Below are 20,905 nucleotides of genomic sequence, written 5' to 3'. Positions count from 1 at the left end.
GGCTGCGGAGGATTCTTCGTCGCTTTCGGCACGCTGCGTCCGACCCGCTAGAGGCCTGCCTGGCCGACGATCCGTGCGCGCCTTCTCGGCTAGACCAAGGTCGCAAAGACCCCGCCGACCATCTGTGACACCTTCGCGCGCTTTTTTACCCCCCGCTGTCGAGAGTCACCGCATGTCCGCCCCGTTTTCCCCCCGTTCGCCCCGCACCCTTCGCGGCCTGGGCGCCCTCGCCCTGTGCGGCGGATTCGTCGCCCCGGCCCCTGCCGCCTTCCTCGAGGACGGCAGCGCGCGCCTGGAAGCGCGCACCGTCTACTTCAACCGCGACTTCCGCGACGGCAGCTCGGCCAACCCGCAGGGCGCCTCCAAGCGCGAGGAAGCCGCGCAGGGCTTCATCCTCGACCTGCGCTCGGGCTATACCGAGGGCGCGCTGGGCTTCGGCGTGGATACCCTGGCGATGCTCGGGATCAAGCTCGACTCCAGCCCCGCGGACAGCAACAGCGGCCTGCTGCCTTCCAGCGGCCACGATCCGCGTCGCTCGGTCGACCAGTACGCCAAGGCCGGCGTCGCCGGCAAGATGCGCTTCTCGCAGACACAGTTCAGATACGGCGCGATGCTGCCGGACATGCCGTTGCTGAAATACAACGACGGACGCCTGCTGCCGACCCTGTTCCACGGCGCCCAGCTGACCAGCGAGGAGATCGCCGGGCTCAGGCTCTCCGCCACCCGCCTGGAGCGCTACACCGCGCGGGACTCCAGCGATGCCCAGGACATCCGCCTGCACTGCAAGAACAAACGCTACGCCTGCGACACCACCGGCAACCGCTTCGACGCCTACCAACTCGACTACCAGGTCAACGACGGCCTGCTGTTGCAATACGCCCAGGGCGGCCTGCGCAACGTCTATCGCCAGCGCTACCTCGGTGCCGTGGGCAAGCGGCAGCTCGGCGCCGGCAAGCTGAGCGCCGACCTGCGCTGGTTCGACAGCGAGGACGCCGGCGCGGCCCGCGCCGGCAAGATCGACAACCGCGCCCTCAGCCTGCTGCTCGCCTACGCCCAGGGCGGCCACACGCTCAGCGCCGGCTGGCAGCGGATGAACGGCGCCAGCTCGATGCCCTACCTCGACGGCAGCAATCCGTACCTGGCCAACTACCTGCAGGTGAACGACTTCGCCAACCCCGAGGAACGCTCCTGGCAACTGCGCTACGACTTCGACCTGCGCAGCGTCGGCGTGCCCGGCCTGAGCTTCATGACCCGCTACGTCAACGGCGACCATATCCGCCTGGCCAACGGCGACGAGGGCAAGGAATGGGAGCGCGACATCGAGCTGAAGTACGTGGTGCAGAGCGGCCGCTTCAAGGACCTCAGCCTGCGCCTGCGCAACGCCACCTACCGCACCGACTTCGAGCGCTCGGCGCGCGACGTGGACGAGGTGCGCCTGATCGCCAGCTACAACCTGTCGCTGTTCTGAGCCGTCGCGCCGGAACGCACGCCGGCGCGACGCTCCGGCGGTTCAGACCGCCAGGGCGCGTTCGCGCAGCTCGACGTTGAGGATGCGGTCGTTCTCCGAGTAATCCACCGGGCAATCGATCACATGCACCCCGGGCGTGCCCAGGCAGCGCTCCAGCAACGGCAGGAAGCCCTCGGCACTGTCGACCCGGTGGCCGTGGGCGCCGTAGGCCTCGGCATAGCGCACGAAGTCCGGGTTGCCGTAGTCCAGCCCGAAGTCGGCGAAGCCCATGTTCGATTGCTTCCAGCGGATCATCCCGTAGCCGTTGTCGCGCAGGATGATCACCGTCAGGTTCATCTTCAGCCGCACCGCGGTTTCCAGTTCCTGGCTGTTCATCATGAAGCCGCCATCGCCGCACACCGCGACGATCGGCCGGTCCGGGTAGACCAGGTGCGCGGCCATCGCCGAGGGCAGGCCGGCGCCCATGGTGGCGAGGGCGTTGTCCAGCAGCACGGTGTTGGGCATGTGCGCCTTGTAGTTGCGGGCGAACCAGATCTTGTACATGCCGTTGTCCAGGGCGACTATGCCCTGCGACGGCAACGCCCGGCGCACGTCGGCCACCAGGCGCTGCGGATAGAGCGGGAAGCGCGGGTCGTCGGCGCCTTCGGCGACCTGCGCCTCGTTGGCCTCGCGGATCGCCAGCAGGCGGGTGAAGTCCCAGTGCGCGGTATCGTCCAGCGCCTCGCCGATCTGCCAGATGGCGTTGGCGATGTCGCCCACCACTTCGATCTGCGGGAAATACACCGGGTCCACCTCGGCGGAACGGAAGTTCACGTGGATCACCTCGGTACCGCCGCGAACCATGAAGAACGGCGGCTTCTCGATCACGTCGTGGCCGACGTTGACGATCAGGTCGGCCGCCTCCACCGCGCGATGCACGAAGTCGCCGGCGGACAGCGCGGCGTTGCCGAGGAAGCGCGGGTGACGCTCGTCGACCACGCCCTTGCCCATCTGGGTGGTGACGAAGGGAATGCCGGTCTTGTCGATCAGTTGCTTGAGGACCTTGGCGGTCATCTTGCGGTTGGCCCCGGCGCCGATCACCAGGATCGGGCTGCGCGCGGCGCGCAGCTTCTCCACCGCGGCGCAGATCGCCTTGTATTCCGCCAGCGGCCGGCGGCTCAGGCTCGGCGGGATGGGCAGGCTGTCGGTCTGCTCGGCGGCGATGTCCTCCGGCAGCTCCAGGTGCACCGCGCCGGGCTTCTCTTCCTCGGCCAGGCGGAACGCCTCGCGGACCCGCGAGGGAATGTTGTCGGCGGAGGCCAACTGGTGGGTGTACTTGGTCAGCGGCTGCATCATGCCGACCACGTCGAGGATCTGGAAGCGGCCCTGCTTGGACTTCTTGATCGGCTTCTGCCCGGTGATCATCAGCATCGGCATGCCGCCCAGGTAGGCGTAGGCGCCGGCGGTGACCAGGTTGGTGGCGCCCGGGCCGAGGGTCGACAGGCTGACCCCGGTCTTGCCGGTGAGGCGCCCGTAGGTGGCGGCCATGAAGCCGGCCGATTGTTCGTGGCGGGTGAGCACCAGCCGGATCTGCGACTTGCGCAGGGACTCCAGCAGGTCGAGATTCTCCTCGCCGGGAATTCCGAAGACGTACTGCACGCCCTCGTTTTCCAGGCATTGCACAACCACATCGGCTGCCTTGGCCATCTGCGTTCTACCTCGGGTGGTGGCGGTTCTGACCGCTCGAACACTGCGCCCCTCGCGCCTCCCTGTCCAGCCCCGACCGGCCGGCGGAAGGCTCTGGCGCCGGCTTCGCCGGCAAGCGAACGCCGCCCCGCCATTAGCGCAGCTGAACCCGACCACCCGATCATCAGCACAGCTAATAATTCATTCGCTGATTTCATGGTGAGGGCGGAGCCCGGATGGTAAAAATCCACCTACCGCTTTACGCGCCGGCCAAGCCGAATGCCCCGCCCCCTCCATCTCACCGAACCCTGAAGACGACCATGCCCGAGCACGCCCCGATCCTCCCCGTCATCGCCGCCGAGGTGGCCGCCCTCGCCCCCGGTTTCCGCGCCCTGAGCCTCACCGTCGAGGCGGCGCCGATCGTTCGTCCGGAAATCGCCGGCCGCGCCATGGAGCGCGCCTGCCAGGCGCTGGCGCGTGGCGAACCGGACTGGGCCGAGGCGCACCTGGCAGCCTGGGCCGAGGCGTTCCGCCGCTTCGGCGCCAAGCCGCAGCGTACCCCCTGCTCCGCCGAAGCCCTGCGCAAACGCGCGCTGCGCGACGGCGGGCTGCCGAGCATCGACCCGGTGGTGGACCTGTACAACGCCATCAGCGTGCAATTCGCCATTCCGGTAGGCGGCGAGAATCTCGCCGCCTATGCCGGCCCGCCGCGCCTGGTGGTCGCCGACGGCAGCGAGACCTTCGACACCCTGAAGAACGGCGAGGCGGTCGACGAATCCCCCGACCCCGGCGAGGTGGTCTGGCGCGACGACCTCGGCGTCACCTGCCGCCGCTGGAACTGGCGCCAGGGCGTGCGCACCCGCCTGGACGCCAGCGCCCGGCGCATGTGGTTCATCCTCGAGAGCCTGCCGGAAATGCCGCTGGCGGCCCTGCACGAAGCGGGCGGCCTGCTGCTCGACGAATTGCGCCTGATGATGCCCGGCATGCGCGCCGACTCGCGCCTGCTGTGCGTGGCGACGGTACCCGCCGACAGCGTATAAGGACCCAGTCCCCGAGGAGAACAGAACATGTACCTGCCTTCGCATTTCGAAGAGTCCGACCCGCAGGCGCTGCACGCGCTGATCCGGGACTATCCGCTGGGCCTGCTGGTCAGCCACGGCGAAGCGGGCCTGGACGCCAACCACCTGCCGTTCGAGCTGAGCCCGGCAAAGGGCGCGCAAGGCACCCTGGAAGCCCATGTCGCGCGCAACAACCCGGTTTGGAGCGAGCTGCGCGACGGCGACGAGGTGCTGGTGGTGTTCCGCGCCGGCGATGCCTACATCTCGCCGCAGTGGTACCCGAGCAAGCAGGAGCACCACCGCCAGGTGCCGACCTGGAACTACCGGGTGGTCCACGCCCACGGCCGGGTGCGGATCCGCGACGACGAACGCTATGTGCGCGGACTGGTGGCGCGCCTGACCCGCACCCACGAGGCGACCCAGGAAAAGCCCTGGAAAATGACCGACGGCCCCGCCGACTACATCGACGAGATGCTCCGGCTGATCGTCGGCATCGAAATCGAGATCACCCGCCTGGTCGGCAAGTTCAAGCTCAGCCAGAACAAGGAAGCCCGCGATATCCGCGGCGCCAGCGCAGCGCTGCTGGCCCGCGGCGAACAGGCGATCGGCGCGGCCATGGACGATTGCGCCGCCCGGCGCGAGGGCTGAGGTTCAGGCCTCGCCCGGCTGCGGCCGGTGGTGGACGAACTCGACCACCGTGCCGTCCGGCAGCAGCGCATTGAAGCAGGCACCGGTGGGCGCGCGCGCCGGCCCGAAGATGATCTGCGCGCCGGCAGCCAGCAACCGCCGGTGATAGGGCTCGATGTCGTCCACCAGCAGGGTGCCAGTGGTGCTGCGGAACGGCGCCAGCGCCTCGTCGCTGCCCTCCAGCAGGAGGAAGGCGCCGACTGCGGCGAGTGTCAGGCGTTTCTCGGGAAAGTCGAAGCGCATGTCGTGGGCGACGCCCTGCAGGTCTTCGTAGAAAGCGATGGCCGCATCGATGCTGCCCGGTTCCAGGTAGACACGGATGAACACCCGCGGCTCGGCGAAACCGGACGAGTCGTTGACGCGACGCCAGAGAAAAGGCTGGGACATGGCGCAGGACCTCCGCAGGCCAGGGCGAAAGGTCCGTTCTAGCATGCCGGCCGCGTCCGGCGAAACGCCCTCATTTCGTCGAGCGGACGTTGCCGTAGCGCACTTCTTTCGACGGCGGGTAGCCGTAGAAGGCGGTGTAGCACTTGCTGAAGTGGCTGGGCGAGACGAAGCCGCAGGCGACCAGGACCTCCAGCATGGTCAGGTCGGAATGTTGCAGCAGGCGCCGGCACTCGGTGATCCGCAACTCCAGGTAGTAGCGCACCGGCGTGGTTCCGAGCTGCTGCTGGAACAGCCGCTCGATCTGCCGCCGCGAGCGCCCCACGTAGTGGGCGAGCTGCTCCTGGCTGAGCGGTTCCTCGATATTCGCCGCCATCAGGTTGATCACTTCGCGCAGCGGCTCGCTCATCTTCTCGTGCAGGGCCGGGCGCACCCGTCGGTAGCGCGACTCCTCGAAGGCGAGGATATCCACCACCGCCTCCACCAGGTCGCGCCCGTGGCGCCGGGCGATCCACTCCAGCGCCAGGTTGAAGGCGCCGGTGGGGCTGGCCGCGGTCAGGCGGTCGCGGTCGACCATGTAGCTGTCGCTGGTCACCTGGCTGTTGCGGGCGATCTCGGCGAGGGCGGCGCGGTGCTCGGGATGGATGCAGCAGCGGTAGCCATCCAGCAGGCCGGCGTCGCCGAGGAACCAGGCACCGTTCCACAGCCCGGCCAGGGCGACGCCGCGCGACGCCACGTCCTGCAACGCTTCCCGCAGCGCGGCGGACGAGCGCATGGGCGTGCGCAAGCCGCCGCAGACCACCAGCAGGTCGAGTCCTTGCAGCGCCGCCGAGGCGAGCGCCAGGTCCGGGCAGATCAGCAACCCGAGGTCGCTGGTCACCGGCTCGCCGTTCAGGCTGAAGTTGCTCACCGCGAAGGACTCGCTGCGGATCAGGTTGGCGGTCACCAGGGTGTCCAGCGCCTGGGTGAAGGCCGGCAGGGAAAAGTGTTCGAGCAGCAGGAAGCCCACCCGCGCCCGTGCCGAGCCCCCCTCCCCGGCCCCGGTGAACCTGAGGTTCTGCCCTTGCAGGGCGGCGCTGAAACGCCTTCTTTCCATCGATTCGTGCCTCTTGTTCTTCTTGTTCCCGGCCAGCGGGCCGCGACGCCTGCCGTCGCGGCGAAAACCCCGGGCGCTCCATCATATGCGCAAGCCATGTGACTTGGCGCCTTCCTGGCGCGCCGGGGGAATATGCTCAAATACGCCCTCGGGGGGCTGCCCCTTTCGCACGCCACGGCGTCAGCGGAAACAGCGCGGACGAACGGTACGGAAACGCCCCGAAAAACCTGTAGACATATTGTCTAACAGAATCCTATAGTCATTATACAAACTGTAGACACAGCCCATGACAAGTAGAAAGGCCTCCATGAAAGCCCAACCCGACGTCGACTCGAACAGCACCGATGCCCCCTTCGACCGCAAGGCGGTGCTGGGCGATGCGCTGCGCCGGCGGATCCTGAGCATGGAACTGGCGCCCGGCGCGGTCGTCGACGAACTCGCCCTGTGCGACGAGTTCGGCCTCTCGCGCCCGCCGGTGCGCGAACTGCTGCGGCAGATCGCCGCCGAGGGCTACATCGAACTGGAAGCCAACCGTGCGCCGCGCGTCGCGGCCATGAGCCACGACTCGCTGCACGCCTTCTTTCTCGCCGCGCCGCTGATCTACATCGCCACCACACAACTGGCGGCCACCCATGCCAGCGAAGCGGAGATCGAGACGCTCAAGGCGATCCAGGAAGATTTCCGCAAGGCCATCGAAGAGAAGCATGTGGAAAACCGCGTCATCCACAACGACGCCTTCCACCTGGAGATCGGCAGGATGGCCCACAACGACTACCTCATGCCCAGCCTGCGCCGCTTGCTGATCGACCATGCGCGGCTGGGCAAGATCTTCTACCGCCATCCGACCACCGACGACATGCAACGCGACCTGGAACTCGCCTGCGACCAGCACGACCAGATCGTCGATGCCATCCAGCGGCGCGATCCGGATGCGGCGGCGGAGATCGTCCGTGCGCATTTCGAGCTGTCGCGCCGGCGCATGGCCGAGTACGCGGCGCCGGCCGGAGTAGAGGTGGCGCTGGTCTACGAGGGTTAGCGAGCCCCCGCGCCACGGCCCCGCCCGAGAAGCGGAGGCGGTCACGCAGGGGATGGTTACCGGGTTCCAATAACAAGAGTCAGGTCCCTGCGATGACGAAAGTAACCCACCTTCCGGCCGACGACCGTTCCTGCGGCTGGTATCACCTCAGCCCGCCGCGGCGGCCGAAGCCGGCCCACTACGGCAGGAGCGCCGCCCGTTGGGTGGTGGTCGGCGCCGGCTTCACCGGCCTCGCCGCCGCGCGCCAGCTGGCGCTGCATTTTCCCGACGAGGAGATCGTCCTGGTCGAGGCCCAGGAAGTCGGCTTCGGTACCGCCGGGCGCAACGCCGGCTTCGCCATCGACCTGCCCCACGACATCGGCGCCGACGACTACATCGGCGACATAGCGACCGCCCGGATCGGCCTGAAGCTCAATCTCGCCGGCCAGTCGCTGCTCCGCGAACAGGTGCAGCGCCATGCCATCGACTGCCAGATGAAGGCCTGCGGCAAGTACCAGGCGGCCGTCGAGGCGCGCGGCGTGGCTGTGCTCGACGCCTACCGGCGCGGCCTCGATCGGCTCGGCCAGGCCTACGAGGTGATCGAGGCGGACGACCTCCCGGGACACATCGGCACCGCTTTCTATCGCAAGGCCCTGTTCACCCCCGGTACCCTGCTGGTGCAGCCCTCGGCCCTGGTCAAGGGCCTGGCCGACAGCCTGCCGGGCAACGTCAGCCTCTACGAACACACACCGATCACCGCCGTGGAATATGGCGACAGGACCCTGCTGAGCCATCCCCACGGCAGCATCCTGGCCGACCGCCTGGTCCTCGCCAACAACGCCTTCGGCATGAGCTTCGGCTTCCTCCAGGGGCGGATGCTGCCGATCTTCACCTACGCCAGCCTGACCCGGCCGCTCGATGCCGAGGAGCAGGCCAGCCTCGGCGGGCGCCCCTACTGGGGCGTGATCCCGGCCGACCCTTACGGCACCACGGTGAGGCGTACCCCGGACAACCGTCTGCTGATCCGCAACAGCTTCAGTTTCAACCCTGACGGACGCAGCGCCGGGAAGTACCTTGAGCGCTTCGCCGTACGCCATCGCGCCTCGTTCCGCCAGCGCTTCCCGATGCTCCCGGAAGTCGGCTTCGACTACACCTGGGGCGGCTCGCTGGCGCTGTCGAGGAACCACATGGGGCACTTCGGCGAGCTGGCGCCCAACGTCTATGGCGCCCTGTGCTGCAACGGCCTGGGGGTAACCCGCGGGACCGTCACCGGGAAGCTGCTGGCCGACTGGCTGGCGGGCGAACGCAACGAGCTGATCGACTTCCTGCTGCGCGCGCCCGGTCCCAGCGGCAATCCACCCGAACCACTCCTTTCCCTTGGCGTGAACCTCAACCTGAGGTGGGGGCAGTATCGAGCAGGTAGAGAAAGCTAGGCATCCCTAGTAACGCGCCCACGGGCGCCGACTTCGATTCAGACGGCCATTGAAGACCGGAGCTGGAGAGCGTTCCAGCCTCGCGGATTCGCTCGGCCCGAATTCACCGGCAGCGGTTAGAACCAGGAGACAATAATGACAAATCCTACGACCTCGATCGAAGACGTACCCCTCAACGCCTTCCACCGGCTGTTGACCCTGCGCTCCGGCGGCGGCTCCTTCGTCGACGGCTACGTGCTGAGCATCATCGGCGTGGCGATGCTGCAGATGACCGCGGCATTGCAACTGAGCAGTTTCTGGCAGGGCATGATCGCCGCCTCGGCGCTGGTCGGCATCTTCTTCGGCGGTTTCCTCGGCGGCTGGCTGACCGACCGCCTGGGCCGCCGCAGGCTGTTCTTCGTCGGCCCCAGCCTGTTCGTCCTCGCTTCCCTGGCGCAGTACGGGGTCGACTCGGCGGCGGCGCTGTTCGTCCTGCGCTTCCTGATCGGCGTGGCGGTGGGCATCGAGTACCCGGTCGCCACCGCCTTGCTGGTGGAGTTCCTGCCGAAGAAGTATCGCGGACCGCGCCTGGCCACCCTGACCATCCTCTGGTTCGCCGGCGCCGCCTTCGCCTACCTGGTCGGCGACCTGATCCTGCGCAGCGGCGGCGAGGACGCCTGGCGCCTGGTACTGGCCAGCACCGCGGCGATCGGCGCCGTGCTGTTCCTGCTACGCATCGGCACCCCCGAGTCGCCGCGCTGGCTGCTGAGCAAGGGCCGCGACGCGGACGCAGAACGGGTCATCCGCCAGGTCTACGGCGAAGCCTTCTCGCTGGAGAACCTGCCCGAACAGGCGCTGGAACGGAAGGTCACCATCTGGCACCTGCTCTACGCCGGCTACGGCAAGCGCATGCTCTTCGTCACCCTGTTCTGGACCTGCTCGGTGATCCCCGTGTTCGCCGTCTACGCCTTCGCGCCCAAGGTGCTGCTGGCGCTGAACCTGAAGGGCGACTGGGCCTCCTACGGTTCGGTGGCGATCACCCTGCTGTTCGTCATCGGCTGCATCATCGCCACCCGCCTGATCAACCGCATCGGCCGGCGCTGCATGCTGCTGCACAGCTTCCTCTGGTCCGGCCTGGCGCTGCTCGGGCTGGGCGTCTTCCACGCCGGCTCGGAGGCGACCATCCTCGGCCTGTTCGGTGCCTACGCGCTGTTCATCGGCGGCGCCCAGGTGCTGCAACTGGTCTACCCGAACGAACTGTTCCCCACCGAGATCCGCGCCTTCGCGGTCGGCGTCGGCACCTCGTTGTCGCGCGTCGGCGCCGCGGTGGGCACCTACCTGGTGCCGCTTTCCCTGGAAACCCTGGGTACCGCCCAGACCATGTACGCCGCCGCGCTGGTGACCCTGCTCGGGCTGCTCGTGACCTGGGCCCTGGCGCCGGAAACCCGTTCGCTGAACCTGCAGCAGGCGGCTTCGCTCACCTGAACCACCCGCCGCGGCAGCGTCCGCCGGGTGCGCCGCGGCCCAGCATCCCACAGGAGGAAACCCCGTGAAATTCGAAGGTATCTATACCCCCGCCATCACCCCGCTGAGCGCCGACGGCAGCATCGACACCCAGGCCTTCGCCGAGGTCCTGGAGTTTCTCGTCGAGTCGAAGGTGCACGGCATCGTGATCGGCGGCTCCACCGGCGAGTACTACGCGCACACCGCCGAGGAACGCCTGGCCCTCGCCGCCCACGCCAGCGAAGTCATCGCCGGGCGCCTGCCGCTGGTGGTGGGAACCGGCGCGATCCGCACCGAGGACTCGCTGGCCTACGCCGAAGCCGCCCGCGCCATCGGCGCCGACGCCATCCTGGTCGGCTCGCCGCCCTACGCGCTGCCGACCTCGCGGGAGATCGCCGAGCACGTGCTGGCGGTGGACCGCGCCGCCGGCCTGCCGATCATGCTCTACAACTATCCGGCGCGGATGGGCGTGGAGATGGACGAGGCGTTCTTCGCCGCCGTCGCCGGCTGCCGCAACATCGTCGCGATCAAGGAAAGCTCCGGCTCCACCGCGCAATTGCACCGCCTGGCCTGCCGCCACCCGCGGATCGCCTTGTCCTGCGGCTGGGACGACCAGGCCTTGGAGTTCTTCGCCTGGGGCGCGCGCAGTTGGGTCTGCGCCGGCTCCAACTTCATCCCTGGCGAACACCTCGCCCTGTACCAGGCCTGCGTGGTCGAGAACGACTTCGCCAAGGGCCGGCGCATCATGGCGGCGATGATGCCGCTGATGGACTTTCTCGAAAGCGGTCACTTCGTCCAGTCGATCAAGCACGGCTGCGAGCTGGCCGGCCTGCGCGCCGGCGGCGTACGTGCGCCGCTGAAGGCGCTGGACGAGGCCGGCAAGGCGGCACTGGCGGAGATCGTCGGCAGGCTCAAGGGCGAGGTCGCGCGGATCGTCGAGGGTGGCCGCCATGACTGAGCTGCTGAGCCGGGAGGAATACGCGGCCATCGCCGCGACGCTGGACCTTCCCCAGCGCGCCTTCATCGACGGAGGGTTCCGCGATGCCTGCGGCGGCCGCACCTTCGCCTCGACCAACCCGGCCACCGGCGAGCTGCTGGCGCAGGTCGCCGCCTGCGACGCGGAGGACGTCGGGCACGCCGTGGCCAGCGCGCGGCGGGCGTTCGAGGACGGCCGCTGGCGCTCGCGCACGCCCGCCGAGCGCAAGGCGGCGCTGCTGCGCCTGGCCGAGCTGCTGGAAGAGCACCTGCTGGAACTGGCGGTGATGGAGAGCCTCGACAGCGGCAAGCCGATCCGCGAATGCCAGCACACCGACCTGCCGGAAACCATCAATACCCTGCGCTGGCATGCCGAACTGATCGACAAGATCTACGACAGCACCGCCCCGGTCGGTTCGGCGGCGCTGGCCATGGTGGTGCGCGAGCCGATCGGCGTGGTCGGCCTGGTGCTGCCGTGGAACTTCCCGCTGCTGATGCTCGCCTGGAAGATCGGCCCGGCGCTGGCGGCAGGCTGCTCCGTAGTGGTCAAGCCGGCCCCCGAGACCAGCCTGACCGCCCTGCGCGTCGCCGAACTGGCCAGCCAGGCGGGGATCCCCGCCGGGGTGTTCAACGTGGTCCCCGGCGGCGGCCGCGAGGCCGGCGAACCGCTGGGCCGCCACCCGGACGTGGCGATGGTCAGCTTCACCGGCTCCACCGCGACCGGCCGCCTGTTCCTCAAGTACGCCGCCGAGTCCAACCTCAAGCGGGTGGTACTGGAGTGCGGCGGCAAGAACCCGGCGGTGGTGATGAACGATGTCGAGGACCTCGACCTGGTGGCGCAACACGTGGTCAACGGCGCGTTCTGGAACATGGGCGAGAACTGCTCGGCGTCCTCGCGGCTGATCGTCCATGCCGAGGTCCGCGAGGCGCTGCTCGAACGCATCGGCGCGCAGCTCCGCGAGTGGCGCATGGGCGACCCGCTGGATCCGCGTAATCGCCTCGGCGCGCTGGTCAGCCCGGCGCACTTCGAGAAGGTCCGCGCGTACCTCGACCAGGCCAGGACGGAGCGATTGGTGGTGCGCTTCGGCGGCGCCACCGAGGCTGGCATCTTCGTCGAGCCGACCGTGGTCGATGGCGTCTCGCCGCACAGCCGGCTGTTCCGCGAGGAAATCTTCGGCCCGCTGCTCTCGGTCACCTCTTTCGACGACATCGACGAAGCCATCGCCCTGGCCAACGACACCGTCTACGGCCTCGCCGCCTCGGCCTACACCGGCAGCCTGCGCCACGCACTGCGCCTGTCGCGGGAGATCCGCGCGGGGATCGTCACCGTCAACTGCTTCGGCGAGGGCGACGCCTCGACGCCCTTCGGCGGTTACAAGGAGTCAGGCTTCGGCGGTCGCGACAAGTCGGTCTGGGCACACGACCAGTACACAGAGTTGAAGACCATCTGGATCGACGCTTCCTGAAGCTGTCCGGCCCGCAAGGGCCGGCACTCCCGCCTGGCGGCGAGACCGGACAACCGGGCCGGACAGGCGACCAAGTGCAGACAACACCCATTCTGCATAACGTTCCGTCGCTATGCTGCTGCCTCCACCCTTCCCTTTTCCGCCAGGAACGACACGGAGACTCATCCATGACGGACAACCATATCGATGTACTGATCAACGGCTGCGGCATCGGCGGGGCGATGCTCGCCTACCTGCTCGGCCGCCAGGGCCACCGCGTGGTGGTAGTGGAGCAGGCACGGCGCGAACGCGCGATCAACGGCGCCGACCTGCTCAAGCCGGCCGGCATCCGGGTGGTCGAGGCGGCCGGGCTGTTGGCCGAAGTGACCCGTCGCGGCGGGCGGGTCCGCCATGAGCTGGAGGTCTATCACGACGGCGAGCTGCTTCGCTATTTCAACTATTCCAGCGTCGACGCGCGCGGCTATTTCATCCTCATGCCCTGCGAGTCGCTGCGCCGCCTGGTACTGGAAAAGATCGACGGCGAAGCGACCGTCGAGATGCTGTTCGAGACCCGCATCGAAGCGGTACAGCGCGACGAGCGCCACGCGATCGGCCAGGTGCGCCTGAACGACGGCCGCGTGCTGCGTCCGCGGGTGGTGGTGGGCGCCGACGGTATCGCCTCCTACGTGCGCCGCCGGCTGCTCGATATCGAGGTGGAACGCCGCCCCTACCCGTCGCCGATGCTGGTCGGCACCTTCGCCCTGGCGCCCTGCGTGGCCGAGCGCAACCGCCTGTACGTGGACGCGCAGGGCGGGCTGGCCTATTTCTACCCGATCGGTCTCGACCGCGCGCGACTGGTGGTGAGCTTTCCCAGGGAAGAGTCGCGCGAGCTGATGGCCGACACCCGCGGCGAGTCGCTGCGCCGGCGCTTGCAACGCTTCGTCGGCGACGAGAGCGCCGAGGCGATCGCCGCCGTCACCGGCACTTCGCGCTTCAAGGGCATCCCCATCGGCTACCTGAACCTGGATCGTTACTGGGCGGACAACGTGGCGATGCTCGGCGACGCCATCCACAACGTGCATCCGATCACCGGCCAGGGCATGAACCTGGCCATCGAGGACGCCAGCGCCCTGGCCGACGCCCTCGACCTGGCCTTGCGCGACGCCTGCGCGCTGGAGGATGCCCTGGCCGGCTATCAGGCCGAACGCTTCCCGGTGAACCAGGCGATCGTCTCCTATGGCCATGCGCTGGCCACCAGCCTGGAGGATCGCCAGCGCTTCGCCGGGGTCTTCGACACCGCCCTGCAGGGCAGCAGCCGGGCGCCGGAAGCGCTGGGCGGCGAGCGTTCCTATCAGCCGGTGCGGTCGCCGTCCCTGGAGGCTCCGCGCGGCTGAGCCCTCAGGCGTCCTCGCGCAAGCGCAGCGGGTCCACCAGCCCGGCGGCGATGGCCATGCCCACCAGCTCCGGCAGGGTCTGGGCCTGCATGCGCTTCATCACCCGCGCGCGGTAGAGGTCGACGGTCTTCACGCTGACTTCCAGTTGCTCGGCCACCTCGCGGCTGGTATAGCCGCGCACCAGCGGCAAGAGCACGTCGCGCTCGCGCGGGGTGAGGCTGTCCAGGCGTTCGCGCAACCCGGCGTCGAGATCGCGGTGGCGGCGCCGACGGGCGTGGCGATCGAGGGCCTGCTGCACGCTGTCGAGCAGCAATTGTTCGTTGTAGGGTTTCTCGATGAAATCCACCGCCCCGGCCTTGAAGGCGCGCACCACGATGGGCACGTCGGCATGGCCGCTGACGAAGATCACCGGCAGGTCGATGCCGCGCGCCAGCAGTTCGTCCTGCACGTTCAACCCGCCCATGCCGGGCATCCGCACGTCGAGCAGGACGCAGGCATGGCGGCCGCCCTCGCAGGCGTCGAGGAAGTCCCGGCCCTGGGTGAAGGGCCGTGCCTTGAGGCCGACCGATTCCAGCAGCCAGACCGTCGATTCGAGCATGCCCTGGTCGTCGTCGACCACGTAGACCAGCGCTTCGTCAGGCATAGCCATCGTTAACCTCCCGTGGCGCCGGCGGCGAGCGGCAGCCGGCAGTTCATGAGCAACCCGCCATCCGCCGGCAGCTCGGCTTCGAGGGTGCCGCCGAAGCCCTCGACGATGCTGCGGCTCATCGACAGGCCCAGGCCCAGCCCTTCCGGCTTGCTGGTGTGGAACGGCGTGAAAATGTGTTCCAGCTGATCCGCCGGCACTCCCGGTCCCTGGTCGCGAACCCACAGGCAGAGCAGCCCGCCGGGCTCGACGCGGCTACCGATGACGACCCGCGACGGCGAGCCGGGATGCGCCTCGCGGTTGGCTTCGATGGCGTTGCGCAGCAGATTGAGGAACACCTGTTCGAGCAGCACGCGGTCGGCATACAGCGGCGGCGGATTGTCGGTCATCGCTTCTTCCACCGCCACTTGCCAGTGCCCGGCTTCCCAGGCGCAGAGGCCGATGGCCTCGCGTGCCACCTGGTTGAGGTCGAGCGCCTGCAGGCGCCGCTGGCCCTTGCGCAGGAAGCCGCGCAGGCGCTTGATCACCTCCGCCGCGTGGCCGGCGTGCTCGCCGATCCGCGCCAGCCCCTCGGCCACCCGCCCGGCGGCCTCGGGCTGGCTGCCGAGGACGGCCAGGTAACGCTGGCTGGCGCTGGCGTAGTTCATCACCGCCGCCAGCGGCTGGTTGATCTCGTGGGCGATGCCCGAGGCCAGTTCGCCGAGAGTGACCAGCCGCGCAGTGTGCGCCAGTTCGTCCTGGTGACGGCGCTGCTGGGCCTCGCGCAGTTCGCGTTCGGTCATGTCGCGGGCCACCAGCGAGTAATAGCGCTCCTCGCCGCGGCCGCGATGGGCCAGCAACACCAGCGAGACTGGCAGCGACGGACGCCCGTCCTGCGGTTGCAGGCGCCCCTCGCGGCTCCACACGCCGCCATCGCGCGCCTGTCGCCAACCCTCTTCGGCCAGCCGCGCCGGAGTGTCGCCGGCCAGCAGGTGTTCCAGCGCCGGCGCCTCCTGCCCGTCGGCGATGCCGAGGGCGGCGCGTGCCGAAGGATTGAGGTAGGTGACGCGGCCGCCATGCTCGACGAACAGCACCAGGTCGGTGTTCGCCTCGACCACTTCGGCCAGGCGCCGGCGGTTCTCCTCCGCCTCGACCCGCCGGGTGACATCGCGGGACACGCTGACCACCTCCACCACCGCCCCGGTGTAGGTCTCGCGGATCGCCCGGCTGGCGGTCTCGAACCAGCGGTAGCGGCCGTCGCGGTGGCGGATACGGTAGGTGATGGTCAGGTAGCCGTCCTGCTCCAGCGCTTCGCGCGCGCGCAGCGCCACCTGGCCGCGGTCCTGGGGGTGGAACAACGCCTGCGCCGGACGCCCGCGCAGTTCCTCCGGCCAGTAGCCGAGCAGGGTCCAGGAGGCCGGCGAGGCGTCGAGGAAAATGCCGTCGAGGGTATGCCGGGAAATCAGGTCGGTGGTGTTCTCGGTGATCAGCCGGTACAGCCGGCTGGCCCGCGCCGCCTCGCGCTCGCCGCGCAGGCTGGCGGTGGCGTCGCGGCAGCGCGCCAGCACCCGGGCCTCGGCGCTGTCGGGAATGAACTGCCAGAGCAGGATGCGCCCGTCGCACTCCGCCTCCACCTCGCCGAGGGCCCGCGCCTGCCCCAGGCTGGCGCGCACCAGTTGCCCATGGTTGGCCGGGAGGAAGGCGCGCCAGGCCTCGCGCGGCCGCTCGCCAAGCAAGGCAAGGAAGGCCTGGTTGAATTCCACCGCCTGCGCCTCGCCGTCGAGCAGCAGCGCGGGCTGCGGGTCGGCGGCGAGGAACGGCGCGGCGCGGGTGACGCCACGGGCGGCGGCGAGCAACGGTGCGAGGAGCAGGCCGAGCCAGTCCAGCGCAGCGCTCTGCGGCGTATCGCTGGCCACCAGCAACAGGCCTTCGTCGCCGGCCTGCAGGTCGAGGGCGAAGGCCATGCCATGCTCCACGCCGGCACGCCGCAAGCGCGCGCCGAGCCAGGACGCGGAACGCCGCAATTCGTCCAGAGCCAGCCGGCCGTCGCGCGCCAGGCGCTCGCGCAACGCCAGGTCGCTGGCCCGGTTCGGCTCGCCGGCGCCCGGCGGCAGCGCCGGCGACGGCGGCACCGGGGTATAGGTCTGCGCCTGCGGCTGCCAGGCCAGGTACCAGGCCTGGCGCGTTCCCGGATGTTCGAGCAGCAAGCGGCGCAGTGCACCGACCCGCTCGACCAGCGGCGCGCCCTCGCGCAGCAGGCGCAGGAGGCTGTTGAGGGCAGGCGAAGCGGGAAGCGGACTCATGGGCGGAAGATGATCCTGGGAACTTATATGGTATTTATACTATAAGCTTATGGTTTAACTTCCATATATTTTTCATCGTTGCTATAAATCGCCCCAACCCAAGGAGCGCTTCGCCTGGTCCTTGGAAGCTGTTCACGATCTGCCGAGCGAGAGAAACCAGCCGTTTTCGACGCAGTCTCTCCGCGCGCGGCAGATCGTGACCCTTACCCAGAACAGAGCTAACAATCAGCCACGGGGTACTCTTCATGTCGATCTTCGAACAGGGTCTCGCGCCCGCCGCCGTCAACCACATCGCCCTGACGCCGCTGAGCTTCATCGAGCGCACCGCCAGCGTCTATCCGCACTACCCCGCGGTGATCCACGGCAACATCCGCCGCGACTGGGCGCAGACCTACCAACGCTGCCGACGCCTGGCCTCGGCCCTGGCCGGGCGCGGCATCGGCCAGGGCGACACGGTGGCGGTGATGCTGCCGAACATCCCCGAGATGCTCGAGGCGCACTATGGCGTGCCGATGATCGGCGCGGTGCTGAACACCCTCAACGTACGCCTCGACGCCGAAGCCATCGCCTTCATGCTGCAACACGGCGAAGCCAAGGTGCTGATCACCGACTACGAATTCCACGAGGTGATCCATGCCGCCATCGGTATGCTCGACCACCCGCCGCTGGTGGTCGACGTCAACGACCCCGAGTATGGCGAAGGCCGCCCGGTTGGCGAACTGGACTACGAGGCGCTGCTCGCCGAGGGCGACCCGCAGTTCGCCTGGGAATGGCCCCGGGACGAGTGGCAGGCGATCTCGCTGAACTACACCTCGGGCACCACCGGCAACCCCAAGGGCGTGGTCTACCATCACCGCGGCGCCTACCTGAACGCGCTGGGCAACCAGATGACCTGGTCCATGGGCCAGCACCCGGTGTACCTCTGGACCCTGCCGATGTTCCACTGCAACGGCTGGTGCTATCCGTGGACGGTGACCGCGCTGGCCGGCGTCCACGTCTGCCTGCGGCGGGTCGATCCGCAAAAGGTCCTCACCCTGATCCGCGAGCACCAGGTCAGCCACCTGTGCGGCGCGCCCATCGTGCTCAACGCCCTGATCAACATGCCCGACTCGGCCAAGGCCGCCATCGACCACCCGGTGCATGCCATGGTCGCCGGCGCCGCGCCACCGGCCAAGGTGATCGGCGCGGTGGAAGAGATGGGCATCCGCGTCACCCATGTCTACGGCCTCACCGAGGTCTACGGCCCGGTCACGGTCTGCGCCTGGCACGGCGAGTGGGACGACCTGCCGCTGGAGCGACGCGCCGCGATCAAGTCGCGCCAGGGCGTGCGCTACCCGACCCTCGAAGGGGTGATGGTGGCCGACCCGAAGACCCTCGAGCCGGTGCCGCGCGACGGCCAGTCCATCGGCGAGATCTTCATGCGCGGCAATACCGTGATGAAGGGCTACCTGAAGAATCCCAGCGCCACCGAGGAAGCCTTCGCCGGCGGCTGGTTCCATACCGGCGACCTGGCGGTCTGCCATCCGGACGGCTACATCGAGATCCGCGACCGGCTCAAGGACATCATCATCTCCGGCGGCGAAAACATCTCCACCATCGAACTGGAGGGCGTGCTCTACCGCCACCCGGCGGTGCTGGAGGCGGCGGTGGTGGCGCGGCCCGACGAAAAGTGGGGGGAAACGCCCTGTGCGTTCATTACCCTGAAGAGCGATCATCAGGGGCTCGCCGAGAGCGAGATCGTCGCGTTCTGTCGCGAACACCTGGCCGCGTTCAAGATTCCGCGTACCGTGGTGTTCTCGGAACTGCCGAAGACCTCCACCGGCAAGATCCAGAAATACGTGCTGCGCGAGTGGGCCGCCGCCCTCTGAGCGCCGCCAGCCGAATTGCCCGTGCAGCGGCCGTGCCACGGCGGCCGTAGGCAGGATGCGCACGGGCAACCCTGTACCTGCGGCCGTCCCGCCGGCCGTTCACCGACGAGGTGTGCAATGCCTGAATACAACGCCCCGCTGCGCGACATGCGCTTCCTGCTCAACGACGTGTTCGACGCCCCCGCCCTGTGGCAGCGCCTGCCGCGACTGGCCGAGCGGATCGACGCCGACACCGCCGACGCCATCCTCGAGGAAGCGGCCAAGGTCACCGGCGGCCTGCTCGCGCCGCTCAACCGCAGTGGCGACGAAGAAGGCGCGCAGTGGCAGGACGGCGCCGTGCGCACCCCGGCCGGCTTCCGCGAGGCCTACGCGACCTACGCCGAGGGCGGCTGGGTCGGCCTCACCGGCAATCCGGCCCATGGCGGCATGGGCATGCCGAAGATGCTGGCAGTGCAGTTCGAGGAGATGATGTACGCGGCCAACGCCAGCTTCAGCCTCTACTCGACCCTTTCCGCCGGCGCCTGCCTGGCCCTCGATGCGCACGGCAGCGAGGAGCTGAAGAACAGGTACCTGCCGAACATGTACGCCGGCACCTGGGCCGGCTCCATGTGTCTGACCGAACCGCATGCCGGCACCGACCTGGGCATCATCCGCACCAAGGCCGAGCCGCAGGCCGACGGTTCATACAGGATCAGCGGGACGAAGATCTTCATCACCGGCGGCGAGCAGGACCTCACCGAGAACATCATTCACCTGGTGCTGGCCAAGCTGCCCGACGCGCCGGCCGGTTCGCGCGGCATCTCGCTGTTCCTGGTGCCGAAGTTCCTGGTCGGCGACGACGGCGCGCTCGGCGCACGCAACGCGGTGCACNGACGCGCCGGCCGGTTCGCGCGGCATCTCGCTGTTCCTGGTGCCGAAGTTCCTGGTCGGCGACGACGGCGCGCTCGGCGCACGCAACGCGGTGCACTGCGGCTCCATCGAGCACAAGATGGGGATCAAGGCCTCGGCCACCTGCGTGATGAACTTCGACGGCGCCAGCGGCTGGCTGGTCGGCGAAGTCAACAAGGGCCTGGCGGCGATGTTCACCATGATGAACTACGAGCGCCTGTCCATCGGCATCCAGGGCATCGGCTGCGCCGAGATGTCCTACCAGAGCGCCGTCGCCTACGCCCGCGAGCGCCTGCAAAGCCGCGCGCCGACCGGCCCGGTGGCCAGGGACAAGGCCGCCGACCCGATCATCGTGCACCCCGACGTGCGCCGCATGCTGCTCACCATGAAGGCGCTGACCGAGGGCGGCCGCGCCTTTTCCACCTATGTCGGGCAGCAGCTCGACTTGGCCAAGTACGCCGAGGACCAGGAAGAACGCAGCCAGGCCGAAGCCCTGGTGGCCCTGTTGACCCCGGTGGCCAAGGCCTTCTTCACCGATACCGGCCTGGAGAGCTGCGTGCTCGGCCAGCAGGTGTTCGGCGGCCACGGCTACATCCGCGAATGGGGCCAGGAGCAACTGGTGCGCGACGTACGCATCGCGCAGATCTACGAAGGCACCAACGGCATCCAGGCGCTCGACCTGATGGGCCGCAAGGTGGTCGCCAACGGCGGGCTGTTCCTCTCCATCTTCAGCCGCGAGGTGCGAGCCTTCGCCGCCGGCGCCAACGCCGAACTGGCGGAGTTCGTCACCCCGCTGCTGACCGCCCTGGACCTGCTGGACAACCTCACCCAGGGCATCGTCGCCCGCGCCGGCAACGACCCGCGCGAGATCGGCGCAGCCTCGGTGGAATACCTGCATCTGTTCGGCTATACCGCCTACGCCTACCTCTGGGCGCGCATGGCCGCCGCCGCGCTGCGCCAGCGCGAGGCCGACCCGGCGTTCCACGACGGCAAGCTGGCCACCGCGCGCTTCTACTTCGCCCGCATCCTGCCCCGCGTGCACTCCCTCGCCGCCGCCGTCGAAGCCGGCAGCGAAAGCCTGTACGGCCTGGAGGCGGAACAGTTCTGAAGCTTCCGTCG

General features: G+C 68.7%; 15 protein-coding genes and 1 pseudogene. 11 read left to right on the top strand and 5 right to left on the bottom strand.

The genetic code is table 11. The features are described from left to right. Positions 1–172: 172 nt before the first annotated feature. Positions 173–1,468, top strand: a complete 1,296-nt coding sequence (locus LT948_RS30430; protein ID WP_003093566.1) for an OprD family porin — start codon at positions 173–175, stop codon at positions 1,466–1,468. Between the two features lie 42 nt (positions 1,469–1,510). On the opposite strand, the gene LT948_RS30425 is transcribed toward LT948_RS30430, so the two are convergent. Beyond that, positions 1,511–3,154, bottom strand: coding sequence for an acetolactate synthase large subunit (locus tag LT948_RS30425; RefSeq protein WP_003093568.1), 1,644 nt, complete (start codon positions 3,152–3,154; stop codon positions 1,511–1,513). 299 nt (positions 3,155–3,453) lie between these two features. On the opposite strand from LT948_RS30425, the gene LT948_RS30420 reads away from it, so the two are divergent. Both LT948_RS30420 and LT948_RS30415 read left to right on the top strand, forming a co-directional pair. Then, entirely contained in the window at positions 3,454–4,173 is a 720-nt protein-coding gene (locus LT948_RS30420) for a B3/B4 domain-containing protein (protein ID WP_003093570.1), read from the top strand. Positions 4,174–4,200: 27 nt separating this feature from the next. Further along, positions 4,201–4,839, top strand: coding sequence for an FMN-binding negative transcriptional regulator (locus LT948_RS30415; RefSeq protein WP_003137510.1), 639 nt, complete (start codon positions 4,201–4,203; stop codon positions 4,837–4,839). 3 nt (positions 4,840–4,842) lie between these two features. Here the strand turns inward: LT948_RS30415 and LT948_RS30410 are convergent, their stop codons facing one another. Both LT948_RS30410 and LT948_RS30405 read right to left on the bottom strand, forming a co-directional pair. Beyond that, the gene (locus LT948_RS30410) at positions 4,843–5,310 is read right to left on the bottom strand and encodes a VOC family protein (protein WP_003118992.1); all 468 of its coding nucleotides are present in this window, start codon (positions 5,308–5,310) and stop codon (positions 4,843–4,845) included. Positions 5,311–5,335: 25 nt separating this feature from the next. Continuing rightward, the gene (locus LT948_RS30405; RefSeq protein ID WP_033995798.1) at positions 5,336–6,358 is read right to left on the bottom strand and encodes a GlxA family transcriptional regulator; all 1,023 of its coding nucleotides are present in this window, start codon (positions 6,356–6,358) and stop codon (positions 5,336–5,338) included. Between the two features lie 307 nt (positions 6,359–6,665). On the opposite strand from LT948_RS30405, the gene LT948_RS30400 reads away from it, so the two are divergent. From LT948_RS30400 to pqsL, 6 genes are all read left to right on the top strand, one after another. Further along, the gene (locus tag LT948_RS30400; protein ID WP_033995800.1) at positions 6,666–7,394 is read left to right on the top strand and encodes a GntR family transcriptional regulator; all 729 of its coding nucleotides are present in this window, start codon (positions 6,666–6,668) and stop codon (positions 7,392–7,394) included. Positions 7,395–7,486: 92 nt separating this feature from the next. Further along, positions 7,487–8,806, top strand: coding sequence for an NAD(P)/FAD-dependent oxidoreductase (locus tag LT948_RS30395; RefSeq protein WP_033995801.1), 1,320 nt, complete (start codon positions 7,487–7,489; stop codon positions 8,804–8,806). 135 nt (positions 8,807–8,941) lie between these two features. After that, entirely contained in the window at positions 8,942–10,270 is a 1,329-nt protein-coding gene (locus tag LT948_RS30390; RefSeq protein WP_003101374.1) for an MFS transporter, read from the top strand. Positions 10,271–10,334: 64 nt separating this feature from the next. Beyond that, positions 10,335–11,246, top strand: coding sequence for a dihydrodipicolinate synthase family protein (locus LT948_RS30385; protein ID WP_033995802.1), 912 nt, complete (start codon positions 10,335–10,337; stop codon positions 11,244–11,246). Further along, the gene (locus LT948_RS30380) at positions 11,239–12,729 is read left to right on the top strand and encodes an aldehyde dehydrogenase (protein WP_033995804.1); all 1,491 of its coding nucleotides are present in this window, start codon (positions 11,239–11,241) and stop codon (positions 12,727–12,729) included. Before LT948_RS30385 ends, LT948_RS30380 begins: the two co-directional genes overlap by 8 nt. A gap of 167 nt (positions 12,730–12,896) precedes the next feature. Beyond that, positions 12,897–14,102 (top strand): FAD-dependent monooxygenase PqsL, encoded by a 1,206-nt coding sequence (gene pqsL / locus LT948_RS30375; protein ID WP_033995806.1) that lies wholly within the window; start codon positions 12,897–12,899, stop codon positions 14,100–14,102. 4 nt (positions 14,103–14,106) lie between these two features. Here pqsL and bfiR read toward each other — a convergent pair whose 3' ends face one another. Together bfiR and bfiS are read right to left on the bottom strand one after the other, a co-directional pair. After that, positions 14,107–14,751 (bottom strand): two-component system response regulator BfiR, encoded by a 645-nt coding sequence (gene bfiR / locus LT948_RS30370; protein ID WP_003129339.1) that lies wholly within the window; start codon positions 14,749–14,751, stop codon positions 14,107–14,109. Between the two features lie 2 nt (positions 14,752–14,753). Further along, positions 14,754–17,030: a two-component system sensor histidine kinase BfiS gene (bfiS, locus tag LT948_RS30365; protein WP_033995809.1), complete on the bottom strand. Its 2,277-nt coding sequence runs from the start codon at positions 17,028–17,030 to the stop codon at positions 14,754–14,756. A 245-nt stretch (positions 17,031–17,275) separates the two neighbouring features. Here bfiS and LT948_RS30360 point away from each other — a divergent pair, with 245 nt between their 5' ends. Both LT948_RS30360 and LT948_RS30355 read left to right on the top strand, forming a co-directional pair. Further along, positions 17,276–18,898: an acyl-CoA synthetase gene (locus LT948_RS30360; RefSeq protein ID WP_003093598.1), complete on the top strand. Its 1,623-nt coding sequence runs from the start codon at positions 17,276–17,278 to the stop codon at positions 18,896–18,898. Positions 18,899–19,015: 117 nt separating this feature from the next. After that, a pseudogene (locus tag LT948_RS30355) lies at positions 19,016–20,894 on the top strand (acyl-CoA dehydrogenase C-terminal domain-containing protein). The last annotated feature ends 11 nt before the right edge of the window (positions 20,895–20,905 follow it).

This window comes from Pseudomonas sp. CP-1 (assembly GCF_021213715.1).
In the GTDB taxonomy this organism is placed as follows: Bacteria; Pseudomonadota; Gammaproteobacteria; order Pseudomonadales; family Pseudomonadaceae; genus Pseudomonas; species Pseudomonas aeruginosa.
This window is presented reverse-complemented; position numbering and strand designations above follow the sequence as displayed.

Excerpts from the sequence above, each read along its gene's own strand:
- LT948_RS30430 (WP_003093566.1), top strand. The coding sequence starts at position 173 with ATGTCCGCCCCGTTTTCCCCCCGTTCGCCCCGCACCCTTCGCGGCCTG.
- LT948_RS30425 (WP_003093568.1), bottom strand. The coding sequence starts at position 3,154 with ATGGCCAAGGCAGCCGATGTGGTTGTGCAATGCCTGGAAAACGAGGGC.
- LT948_RS30420 (WP_003093570.1), top strand. The coding sequence starts at position 3,454 with ATGCCCGAGCACGCCCCGATCCTCCCCGTCATCGCCGCCGAGGTGGCC.
- LT948_RS30415 (WP_003137510.1), top strand. The coding sequence starts at position 4,201 with ATGTACCTGCCTTCGCATTTCGAAGAGTCCGACCCGCAGGCGCTGCAC.
- LT948_RS30410 (WP_003118992.1), bottom strand. The coding sequence starts at position 5,310 with ATGCTAGAACGGACCTTTCGCCCTGGCCTGCGGAGGTCCTGCGCCATG.
- LT948_RS30405 (WP_033995798.1), bottom strand. The coding sequence starts at position 6,358 with ATGGAAAGAAGGCGTTTCAGCGCCGCCCTGCAAGGGCAGAACCTCAGG.
- LT948_RS30400 (WP_033995800.1), top strand. The coding sequence starts at position 6,666 with ATGAAAGCCCAACCCGACGTCGACTCGAACAGCACCGATGCCCCCTTC.
- LT948_RS30395 (WP_033995801.1), top strand. The coding sequence starts at position 7,487 with ATGACGAAAGTAACCCACCTTCCGGCCGACGACCGTTCCTGCGGCTGG.
- LT948_RS30390 (WP_003101374.1), top strand. The coding sequence starts at position 8,942 with ATGACAAATCCTACGACCTCGATCGAAGACGTACCCCTCAACGCCTTC.
- LT948_RS30380 (WP_033995804.1), top strand. The coding sequence starts at position 11,239 with ATGACTGAGCTGCTGAGCCGGGAGGAATACGCGGCCATCGCCGCGACG.
- pqsL (WP_033995806.1), top strand. The coding sequence starts at position 12,897 with ATGACGGACAACCATATCGATGTACTGATCAACGGCTGCGGCATCGGC.
- bfiR (WP_003129339.1), bottom strand. The coding sequence starts at position 14,751 with ATGGCTATGCCTGACGAAGCGCTGGTCTACGTGGTCGACGACGACCAG.
- bfiS (WP_033995809.1), bottom strand. The coding sequence starts at position 17,030 with ATGAGTCCGCTTCCCGCTTCGCCTGCCCTCAACAGCCTCCTGCGCCTG.
- LT948_RS30360 (WP_003093598.1), top strand. The coding sequence starts at position 17,276 with ATGTCGATCTTCGAACAGGGTCTCGCGCCCGCCGCCGTCAACCACATC.